The 10,019-nt window shown below is 67.9% G+C and carries 13 protein-coding genes; 5 read left to right on the forward strand and 8 right to left on the reverse strand.

Annotated elements, in window-relative coordinates:
* Positions 1 to 246, reverse strand: a 246-nt coding sequence (locus tag JWP28_RS08810) for a hypothetical protein (protein WP_299542140.1), incomplete at its 3' end; no start/stop codon positions are given.
* Positions 247 to 321: 75 nt separating this feature from the next.
* Positions 322 to 738, reverse strand: a complete 417-nt coding sequence (locus JWP28_RS08815) for a rubrerythrin family protein (RefSeq protein ID WP_299542142.1) — start codon at positions 736 to 738, stop codon at positions 322 to 324.
* Between the two features lie 177 nt (positions 739 to 915).
* On the opposite strand from JWP28_RS08815, the gene JWP28_RS08820 reads away from it, so the two are divergent.
* Positions 916 to 1,119: a hypothetical protein gene (locus tag JWP28_RS08820; RefSeq protein ID WP_299542144.1), complete on the forward strand. Its 204-nt coding sequence runs from the start codon at positions 916 to 918 to the stop codon at positions 1,117 to 1,119.
* Positions 1,120 to 1,257: 138 nt separating this feature from the next.
* The gene (locus JWP28_RS08825; protein WP_299542146.1) at positions 1,258 to 2,493 is read left to right on the forward strand and encodes an acyl-CoA dehydrogenase family protein; all 1,236 of its coding nucleotides are present in this window, start codon (positions 1,258 to 1,260) and stop codon (positions 2,491 to 2,493) included.
* Positions 2,494 to 2,549: 56 nt separating this feature from the next.
* Here JWP28_RS08825 and JWP28_RS08830 read toward each other — a convergent pair whose 3' ends face one another.
* The 6 genes from JWP28_RS08830 to JWP28_RS08855 all read right to left on the reverse strand — a co-directional run bounded on the left by JWP28_RS08830 (position 2,550) and on the right by JWP28_RS08855 (position 8,309).
* Complete coding sequence (locus tag JWP28_RS08830) at positions 2,550 to 3,176, reverse strand: YceI family protein (RefSeq protein ID WP_299542148.1); 627 nt, start codon at positions 3,174 to 3,176, stop codon at positions 2,550 to 2,552.
* A 228-nt stretch (positions 3,177 to 3,404) separates the two neighbouring features.
* Positions 3,405 to 3,995, reverse strand: a complete 591-nt coding sequence (locus tag JWP28_RS08835) for an alpha-ketoglutarate-dependent dioxygenase AlkB (RefSeq protein WP_299542150.1) — start codon at positions 3,993 to 3,995, stop codon at positions 3,405 to 3,407.
* A 33-nt stretch (positions 3,996 to 4,028) separates the two neighbouring features.
* The gene (locus JWP28_RS08840; RefSeq protein WP_299542152.1) at positions 4,029 to 4,805 is read right to left on the reverse strand and encodes an alpha/beta fold hydrolase; all 777 of its coding nucleotides are present in this window, start codon (positions 4,803 to 4,805) and stop codon (positions 4,029 to 4,031) included.
* A 14-nt stretch (positions 4,806 to 4,819) separates the two neighbouring features.
* Entirely contained in the window at positions 4,820 to 6,088 is a 1,269-nt protein-coding gene (locus tag JWP28_RS08845) for an LLM class flavin-dependent oxidoreductase (RefSeq protein WP_299542154.1), read from the reverse strand.
* A gap of 99 nt (positions 6,089 to 6,187) precedes the next feature.
* Entirely contained in the window at positions 6,188 to 7,543 is a 1,356-nt protein-coding gene (locus JWP28_RS08850; RefSeq protein WP_299542156.1) for an erythromycin esterase family protein, read from the reverse strand.
* A gap of 64 nt (positions 7,544 to 7,607) precedes the next feature.
* Entirely contained in the window at positions 7,608 to 8,309 is a 702-nt protein-coding gene (locus JWP28_RS08855) for a GDSL-type esterase/lipase family protein (protein WP_299542158.1), read from the reverse strand.
* A gap of 55 nt (positions 8,310 to 8,364) precedes the next feature.
* Between JWP28_RS08855 and JWP28_RS08860 the strand changes: the two genes are divergently transcribed.
* The 3 genes from JWP28_RS08860 to JWP28_RS08870 all read left to right on the forward strand — a co-directional run.
* On the forward strand, positions 8,365 to 8,739 hold the full coding sequence (locus tag JWP28_RS08860) for a hypothetical protein (RefSeq protein ID WP_299542160.1): 375 nt from the start codon (positions 8,365 to 8,367) through the stop codon (positions 8,737 to 8,739).
* A gap of 104 nt (positions 8,740 to 8,843) precedes the next feature.
* Positions 8,844 to 9,116, forward strand: a complete 273-nt coding sequence (locus JWP28_RS08865; protein WP_299542162.1) for an usg protein — start codon at positions 8,844 to 8,846, stop codon at positions 9,114 to 9,116.
* A gap of 79 nt (positions 9,117 to 9,195) precedes the next feature.
* On the forward strand, positions 9,196 to 10,019 hold an 824-nt coding region (locus tag JWP28_RS08870), incomplete at its 3' end, for a peptide ABC transporter substrate-binding protein (protein WP_299542164.1).

Below are 10,019 nucleotides of genomic sequence, written 5' to 3' on the forward strand. Positions count from 1 at the left end.
CTTCGGCACGCTATCGAGTTCGCCGGTGGGGCTCTCGTCGATGGCGTCGAACAGCCTGGGGAAGCTGTCGCACAGGTTGAAGCAGCGGCGGCAGGTGTGGCAGACGTCGAACTGCCGGCGCATCTCCGCCTCGACCTTTTCAAGGTCGTAGTAGTCGTCGTCGCGCCAGGCGATCGGATGCCGGAAGGGCGCGTCGAGACTGCCCTCCCGCGGCGGACCGCCGCCCGCATCTTTGCTGTCGCTCACGATTGACCCGCCAAGCTGAAGTGCGACGGCGACCCGAAGGCCGCCGCCTTGAAGAGAGCCGGAAAACCGGCGCGATTAGTCGAGGGTTTCGAGCGCGCGCTGGAAGCGGCCGGCGTGGGACTTCTCAGCCTTGGCCAGGGTTTCGAACCAGTCGGCGATCTCGTCGAAGTTCTCTTCGCGGGCCGTGCGGGCCATGCCCGGGTACATGTCGGTGTACTCGTGGGTTTCCCCTGCGATGGCCGCCTTCAGGTTCAGCGAGGTGCCGCCGATCGGCAGGCCGGTGGCGGGGTCGCCGACGGCTTCCATGAATTCCAGGTGGCCGTGGGCGTGGCCGGTCTCGCCTTCCGCCGTCGAGCGGAACACCGCGGCGACGTCGTTGTAGCCTTCCACGTCCGCCTTCTGGGCGAAGTAGAGATAGCGGCGGTTCGCCTGGCTCTCGCCCGCGAACGCGGCCTTGAGGTTGTCGAGGGTCTTGCTGGTGGCGAGGCTCATGGTCGTCTCCCTTGGGGCAGTCCGCCGAACGCGTCGGCGCGAAGGTCTTCCAATGGCGCACTAACGCCTTCCAGAACAATAGAGCTAATCGTTTTATTCTATCCGTATCATCGACCTACTCTATTGGGACCCCAGTCATGGCTCCGGGTTACCCAGATGAGGCAAGGAGGCCTGGCCATGACCGACAAGGACAAGATCCAAGGCGAGGGCAACTACGACGCCGCGCGCCGTTTCGACGAGGAGGAACGCAAGTTCGTGGAGAGCGGGCAGGTCGAACATAAGGCCAAGGAGGCGGAAGAGGCGCTGGAGGGCCCGGAGGCCGAAGAGCTGGAACGGGCGCGCCGCGAGACTGGCGAACGCGGGGATATGCCCGAGGCCTGAGGATCGGAAGACCCTCGAAAGACCTGGGCCGCCCACGCCGGGGCGGCCCTTTCTTTTGGGCGCAGCTCGACGATGCCGCTTGCTCCGCGCCGCCTCGCGACGGACGCTGGCGGCAACCAACATCAGCGAGGAAGCGCCATGTCCATCGACTTCGAGATCCCTCCGGAAGCCAAGGCGGTCCGCGAGCGCGTGCGCCAGTGGGTGCAGGACGAATGCATCCCCGCCGAGAAGCTGATCAAGGACGAGGCGTCCTACAAGCAGGTGTTGGCCGATCTGCGCGGCAAGGCCCGCGCCCAGGGCCTGTGGCTGCCGTTCGTGCCCAAGGAATATGGCGGCATGGGCTTAGGTCCCCTGGCCAATGCGCTCGTCCAGATGGAGCTCGGCCAGAGCCACCTGGGCGCGCTGTCCATGAACAGCCAGGGGCCGGACGACGCCACCATCCTGACGCTCTTGGCCCACGGCACCGACTTCCAGAAGGAGAAGTTCCTCAAACCCCTGCTGAACGGCGAGAAGCGCGTCTGCTACTCGATGACCGAGAAGGCCGCGGGCGCCGACGCCACCGGCATGCGCACGAGCGCGGTCAAGGACGGCAACGAGAACTACGTCCTGAACGGCGAAAAGTGGTTCTCCTCGGCCGCCAGCGCCGCGGACCTCGCCCTGGTCATGGCCCGCACCGACCCGGACGCCCCGCGCCACCAGCAGTTCTCGACCTTCATCGTCGAGCTGCCCAACCCCGGCTACCGCATCAGGCGCGACATCCCGACCATGGCCATGGAAGGCCCGCTGTCGCACATCATGGGCGGCGGCCATGCCGAGATCGAGATCAAGGACCTGGTGGTCCCGGCCGAGAACCTGCTGGGCGGCGAGGGGCGCGGCTTCGACATGGGCCAGCACCGCCTGGCCTACGGGCGTCTGCGGCACGGCATGCACAACGTCGCCATGGCCCAGCGGGCGCTCGACATGGCCACGGCCCACGTCACCAAGCGCTCGACCTTCGGCAAGAAGCTCGACGAGCGCCAGGCGGTGCAGTTCATGCTCGCCGAGTGCGCGACCCAGCTCTACATCTCGCGCCTGATGCTGCTGCACATCGCCTACAAGGCGGAGAAGGGCATGGACATGCGGCAAGAGAACTCCATCGCCAAGGTCTACCTGGCGCACATGGTCCACCACGTGGTCGACACCGCGATCCAGCTGCACGGCGCTTTGGGCTACAGCCGCGATACCCCGCTCGCCGGCTGGTACACCCACATCCGCTCGCAGCGGCTGGTGGACGGCCCGGACGAAGTGCATCGCTGGACCGTCGGCCGCAACGTGATCAAGGCCTTCCAGAAGGACGGTACGACAGCGGCGGCGGCCGGCGGCGACCTGCTTTAGACGCAAAGAAGGGCCGCCTTTGCGGGCGGCCCTTCGTCTTCGGCGTGGGGTGCGCCTTAGGCCGCCGGAACCGCCTTGAACTCGGCTTCGATGGTCAAGGTGACATCGTCGCTGATCGCCGGCACGTAGGAGGTGATGCCGAACTCCGAGCGCTTGATCTTCGCGGAGCCGGCAAAGCCCAGGGAATATTTCTTGTCGAGGGGATTAGCCCCGCCCTGGTTGAACACGGCCTGCACGACCACCGGCTTGGTGACGCCATGGAGCGTCAGCTGGCCGTCGATGTTGGCGGTCCGCGCACCGGTCACGGTCACCTTGGTGGCTTTGAAGGTGGCGGTCGGAAACGCGGCGACGTCGAGGAATTCCTTGGACTTCAGGTGGGTGTCCAGCGCCGGGTTGAGCGTGCCCACCGAGCCTGTGTCGACGGTGACGTTGACGGCGTCGGCGGCGGGCGCCTTGGGATCCAGCTTGAGGGTCCCGTTCACCGACGCGAACTGGCCGACGTAGGTCGAGAAGCCGAAGTGGGTCACCGACCAGGTGATCTTGCTGTGGGCCGGGTCAAGCTTGTAGCTGCCGGCCTGGACGGCGGCGGGCGAGGCGCTGATCGGCTGGGCCTGGGCGGCGCCGGTCGAAAGCGCGAGGGCGGCGGCGAGACCAAGGGCGGCGGACTTGAACAGATGACGCACGGTGACGGGCCTTCCGGTTGGGATGGGCGAACGGGAAGCGCGGCCATTGAGCGACCGCGCGAGCCGGAACATGGCGTCGCTGAGGCAAATGATAATCTCCCGCTGCGGCCCAAGACTGATGCCGAAATGGAAAATATCGAACGCGGCCGTGGAGGTCAGCTGTGAGGCTCGTCCGCGGAAAGACCGCTCCGACCCCGCCCCCGGATCATCCGCGCCGGGAGGCGCCGTTCAGCCGCGGAAATTGCGGAAGGTGATCGAGTAGCGGTGCGCCTTCACCGGCGGGATCGAGTGCTCCCAGACGCTCCGCGCCGCCCCGGTGATCAGGTAGATCGACCGCGGCGCCAACTCGATCGCGGTCCGCTCGAAGCCGGTCTCGGTGCGCCGCCGGAGCCGGAAGTTGCAGGGCGCGAGCAGCGAAATCCCCGTCACCTTCTCGAACATCGGCCGGTCACGGTGCCAGCCGATCGGCGCGCCGGGGAGGTACTCGTTGAGCAGGCACTGCTGCAGCTCCTCCGGCGCCAGGTCCGCGAAGGCGGCCGCCCGCGCGCGGACCGGCAGGAGCTCGGCCGGCATGTCGTCGGCCTTCACCAGATGGCTGCGGGTGAAGTCGTACTGCCAGCCGAAGGAGACGACCCGCCGCTTGCCCTCATAGCCGCGGAACTGGAAGGCCTCGAACGGCAGGGTCGCGAGCCAGGCGGCGAGCTGCGCTTCTTCCGCCGGCGAAAGGAACTCCGGCCGATAGGCGAAGCCGTCCGGCAGCCCCGGCGCGGCCTCGGCTTCGAACAGCGACGGCTGGCGGGCGAGCGACATCCTGCGCATGTAGTGCGCCGGCGCCCGCTGCGGGAGCACCGCTCAGCCGAGGGTGGAGATCGCCTCCACCACCGCGGCGGTCTTCTCGACGATCACCATGTGGCCGGCCTCGGGGATCGAGACCAGCTGGGCGCCGGCGATGCCCTTCTTGAAGGCGTGCGCATAGGCGGGCGGCATCAGCCGGTCGCTATCCCCCCAGATCAGCACGGTCCGGGCCTTGATCCGGTAGAGCCGCGTGGCGAGCCCCCGCTCCGGGATCGGGAACAGGATGCGCCCGGCCATGCCGAGCTGGCGGGCGTTGGCCACAAGATAGGCCTGCAGGAATCCCGGGTCCTCGACGTTGCGCCCGGCGGTCATCATCGCCGCGCCGGCCTCGGCGTCGTGGAACAACAGCGCCGGCATCTCGAACGGCAGGGTCGAGAAGAGGTCGGGGACCGGATGGGCGTCGTCCCACAGCCCGGCCGGCGCGATCAGCGCCAGGCGCGAGACGTCGTTGGGCGCCACCGCCGCCATTTCGGCTGCGATCATGCCGCCCATGGAGTGGCCGACGAGGATCGGGTCCTTGAGACCCAGCGCCTCGACCACGTCCCAGCTGTGCAAGGTGAAATCCAGCATGTCGCGGATCTCGGGCGCCTCTTCCGAGTCGCCGTAGCCGGGGATCAATGGCGCGTAGACGTGGTGCTTGGCGGCCAGCGCGCCCAGGAATGGATCCTCGGCGGTCACGCCGCCTTCGCCGTGCAGGTAGACCAGGTCGGGGCCCGACCCGCCCTCGAAGTAGCGGACGGGAAGGTGGCGGGTCTGGACGGTCTTCAGCTCCATGATCGTCACCCCCCTTACGCGTAGGTCTTGGCGAGGTCGGCGGCGCTCGGCGCCTGTTTCGGCAGGCTGCCCGCGGTCACCCGGTTCTTCAGCGGCGTTGTCCAGAAGCGGTTGTCGTCGGCCCAGTCGGGGAACATGCCGCGAAGCTTCGGCATCACCTTCTCGGCGAACAGCTTGCTGGAATACATGCACTTGTCGGCCGGCATGTTCCCGACGTGCATCAGGCAGAAGATGTTGCCGACGTTGAGGCCCTTGATCAGCTCCTCCATCCGCTGGCGGACAGTTTCCGGCGACCCGGCGATCACGTGGCCGCCTTCGGTCAGGTCCTTCCAAGTGAGCTGCGCGTAGCCGCCGCGCGGCGGGGCGTATTGCGACAGCGCGCCGGTCTGGATGGTCTTGATCGTGCGGTAGCCGGGCGCGTCGGCGAAGCCCGGATAGACGTGCAGGCAGCGATTGTAGAAATAGCTGACGTGTTCGGAATAGAGCCGCTCGGCCTCCTCGTCGGTGTCGGCCACCAGGATGGTTTGGGCGAAGCCCGCGCGGTAGGGGCTCTTGTCGACGCCGCGCGCCTCCACCTGCTTCCAGTAGCCGCTCATCAGCGCCTGGGCCCGCAGGTAGCCGGAGAAGCTGAGGTAGGAGTACGAGTAGGTGTTGTCGATGCAGAAGTCGTAGGTCTCCACCGACCCGCCGCCGGGGATGTGCACCGGCGGATGCGGCTGCTGGATGGGCCTGGGCCAGATGTTGACGTGCCGCAGCTTGTTGTAGCGGCCGTTGAAGGCGAACGGCTCGCGGGTCGTCCAGGCCTTGATGATCAGGTCGTGGGCTTCCTGGTACTTCTCCCGCGTCAGGCTGGGGATCTGGCCGTAGCAGTAGTTGGTGTCCATGGAGGTCCCGACCGGGAACCCCGCCACCAGCCGCCCGCCGGAGATGCAGTCGAGCATGGCGAACTCTTCGGCCACGCGGACCGGCGGATTGTAGAGGGCGATGGAATTGCCCAGCACGACGATGGCCGCGTCCTTGGTCCGGCGCGCCAGTCCCGCGGCGATGAGGTTGGGGCTGGGCATGATGCCGTAGCCGTTCTGGTGGTGCTCGTTCACCCCGACGCCGTCGAACCCGAGGGTGTCGGCGTATTCCAGGAGGTCCATGTAGGTGTTGTAGACCTCATGGCTCTTCACCGGATCGAACAGCTTCTGGTCGATGTCCACCCAGACCGACCGGTTCTTCTCCCGGAAATCGTCCGGCAGATAGGGCCACGGCATCAGGTTGAACCAGGTGAACTTCATCGCGCATGTCCTCCTAGCCGCCTCTGATGGGCGGTCATCTGAACAACGATAACTGATCTGGGCGCGCCGCCAACCGCGGAATCCGGGGGCCGTGGACGTTTACAGCCCGAACGGCCAGGTCTCTTCGTCGCCGGCCTGGTGTTCCGGCCGGGCTTCGACCGGCAGCGGGGTGACCGCGCGGGTTTCGTCGAACCACACCCAGGCGTCGAACTGTTCGGGCAGGTGGCACTCGACGTAGTGGCTCCAGCGTTCGGTCTCGGGGCGATAGATCACCCCGATGAACCGTTCGAGCCTGGGGTCGGCCAGGCGGGAGCGCAGGTCGTCGTGGACGCCGGGCCGCAGGTCCAGCACGAAGCGTTCGATCCCGGCCTCATGAGCCAGGCGCTCGTGGCTCTCCGCAAGGGCCGGGTTCACCGGCTTGACCTCCATGGGGCCGTCCCAGTCGCTGGCGCAGGCCACCGTTCCGCCATGCGTCCCGAAGCCGATCAGCACCGCTTCGCCGCCCCACCGCTGGCGGCAAAGCTGGCCGAGGTTCAGTTCTTCGCGGACCTGGCCCATCTCGGTCGCCCGGGCGTCGCCGATGTGGGAGTTGTGCGCCCAGACCACCGCCTTGGCCTGCGGCCCCTTGGCGTCCAGGACCGCCTGGAGGGTCTCGAACATGTGGGTGTCGCGCAGATTCCAGCTCTCCGCGCCGCCGTAGTACATCACCCGGTAGTAGGCCTCGGCGTCGCGTACCAGCCGTGCGTTCTGGGCCGCGTCGAGCAGGCCCTCGCCATCCTCGCCGCCCTTAGCCAGTTGCCTTTCCAGCAAGTCGGCGAGCATGGCCGTCACCGCGGCCTCGCAGCGCGCATAGCCGGAGGTGAGCGCCAGGCGGCCATAGGCGGCGGGCTCGTCGGCCCACGGCGTCAGGCAACCGTAGCGTTGGCGTGCGACCTTGGCGGCCTCGGGGTCCTCGCGCTCCAGGTAGTCGATCACCGCCCGCATCGAGGCTGAGAGGTTGTAGAGGTCGAGGCCATAGACGCCGGCGCGCTTGCCCTCCAGCCGCAGGCGGTTGTGGTCGCGCAGCCACTCCAGGAAGCCCTCGAACTCGCGGTTTCGCCACATCCAGGTCGGGAACCGCGTGAAGGCCTGCGACGCGCCCTTCGGGGCCGGGCGATACCGCACGAAGGCGTCGAACACCCGCGCGTCAGGCCAATCGGCCTCCAAGGCCACGATGCTGAAGCCGTGGTTCTCGATCAGCCAGCGGGTGATCTCGCCGCGGGCGCGGTAGAACTCCGAGGTGCCGTGGCTCGCCTCGCCCAGCAGCACGACACGGGCGTCGCCGAAGCGGTCGAACAGCTGGCCGAACAGCGGGTCCTCGATAGCGTGGACCGGCTCGGCGGCGCTCGCGATCAGGGGCGGAAGGTCGCCCCAACGGGGCGGGGGCGCGTCGACGTCGCTGCGGACATGCGGCATGGCAGGTCTCCTTGCCGCCGCAACCACGCAGGCCGCCCGGAGTTCCGCGCCGCGAGGCGGGGAGTCAGGAAACCTTGCAGCTTGTCGGGCGCTTGGCCTCGGCCTGGACGACCGGGCGCACCACGGCGGTCCACAGCCGATAGCCCTCCGGCGTCATGTGCAGGCCGTCGGCGACGTAGATGTCCTTGGGCACGCCGCCGGTGAGCATGGCCGGGGCCACGTCGACATAGTGGAGGTCGTGACGCAGAGCCGCCATCGCCTGGATCTGGGCGTTGACTTGCGCCTGGGCGTCGCGCTGCGCCCAGCGCAGCTTGGAAGGCTTCAGCGAGATGAAATAGACCGGCGCTGGGCCAAGCGCCTTGGTCTTCAGATCCATGAAGCTCGCGAAGTCCGCCGTGACGGCGCCGGGCGCCGCGCCGGCGTCGAGGTCGTTCTCGCCGGCGTAGAACACGATGGCGCGCGGACGGTAGGGCGCCACCACGCGGTCGAAGTAGTAGTCCACGTCGGCGATGGTCGAGCCGCCGAAGCCGCGGTTGACGGCCGGCATGGGGGCCATGTCCGCGCCGAGCGTCTTCCAGAACCGGATGCTGGACGAACCCACGAACAGGAAGCCGCAAGGCGCCGGCATGTGGTCGCGGTCGGCCGCTGCGAAGGCCGCGATCTCGGGGGCGAACCGTTCGGGGCCGGCGGGCGTCGCGGCAGGTTGGGCGATCGCGGGAGCGGCGAGCGCCACGAAGCAGGCAAGGGCGATGGCAGTTGCGCGCATGGCGGGCTCCGGCGTCGGTGACGTTAGACTAGCGCAGCCTTGAGCAGAGGACACCATGGCGGACCCGACCTACTTCTACACCGGCTGGCTGCTCGACCCGGGCCAGCGTGATGCGCTGCTCGCCCGCTTCCCGCCGCGCTACGCGCGAGCCGTGGCGCATCATGTGACCCTGAAGTTCGGCGACCGCATGGCCGAGGCGCCCGGCGAGGTGGCGGCCGAGATCGTCGGCGAGGCGGACGACGGCGCGGGCGTGCAGGCGATGGTGGTGCGCATCGACGGCGCCGCCGCCCGGCCCGACGGGGGAACCTTCCACATCACCTGGTCACTTGGGCCCGGCCGGGAGGCGAAGGAGAGCAACGACGTCGTCGCTGCAAACGGGTGGGTGGCGTTCGAGACGCCCGTGCCGGTCCGGCTGCTTCCCAAGCCGTAAGCAGCAGTCATGCTTGTCGAGTGCTAAGGCACTGATTTTGTGGAACCTTCATTTACGAATCAGGCTTATCCTCAGGCGAGGTGAACAGCGTCGAGGTCGTTGCGATGAAGGCGTCGCCCGAATTCCGCAAGCAGCTGGCCGGCTACGGCCTGACCACCGCCGAGATCCTCTACCGCATGCCCGACCACCCGGCCCTGCTGCAGAGCTACATCTGGCAGGAGTACGATCTGTTTCCGGAGTTCCCGGTCCTCAAGCGCTTCCTGGACTTCTGGACCCGCACCCTGGAGGGCCCGCTGTTCAAGGTGACGGTCGGCCATTGCCGGCTGATCAAGCCCGCCGAATTGCGCGCCATGGGCGGCGAGTTTCACCTGCACTGACCCAATGGGCCGGGGCCGCCTCGACTTTTCCCCATTGGCAAGGGAGTGATGGCGTTCGCCCCTCACGGAGTCGCTATCCTTGCGCAAGCCGCCGCTCGCCATCCTTCTCGCCGTCGCGGCGGTCGCGTTCACCGGGTGCCAGAGCAAGGTCCAGCGGCCCGCCTGTCCCGCGGGCCAGGTCTGCCTGGAGTACGGCAACGAGACCGAGCCCCTGACGCTCGACCCACAGAAGGCTAACCTGCTCACCGAAGGCCGTATCCTCGGCGACCTGATGGTGGGGCTGACCACCGAGGCGCCCGACGCCGAGCCGCTGCCGGGCATGGCGACCTCCTGGACGACCAGCCCGGACGGCCTGACCTGGACCTTCCGACTGCGCGACGCCAAGTGGTCGGACGGCGCGCCGGTCACCGCCGACGACTTCGTCTACGCCTTCCGCCGGATTCTGGATCCGAAGACGGCCTCGATCTACGCCTACCTGGTCACGATCCTGAAGAACGGCCAGCCGGTGAACGAGGGCAAGGCGCCGCTGGGCGCCGTCGGCGCCCGCGCGCTGGACGCCCACACGCTCGAACTGACCCTGGAACACCCGGCGCCCTACCTGCCGCAGCTGCTGATGCATCAGAGCTTCTACCCCGTGCCCAAGCATGTGGTTGAAAGGCTCGGCGACGCCTGGGTGAACCCAGCGAACTACGTCTCCAACGGCGCCTACAGGCTGGCCGCCTGGCGGCTCGGCGACCGGGTGGAGGTCGCCAGGAACCCGCAGTTCTACGACGCCGCCCACGTGTGCATCGACCGGATCAACTACTATCCGACCGCCGATGCGGTCTCCGCCGAGCGGCGGGTGCAGCGCGGCGAACTCGACCTCAACACCACCTTCCAGTCGAACCGGCTGCAGCACATCAA

It is taken from the genome of Phenylobacterium sp. (genome assembly GCF_028290885.1).
In the GTDB taxonomy this organism is placed as follows: Bacteria; Pseudomonadota; Alphaproteobacteria; order Caulobacterales; family Caulobacteraceae; genus Phenylobacterium.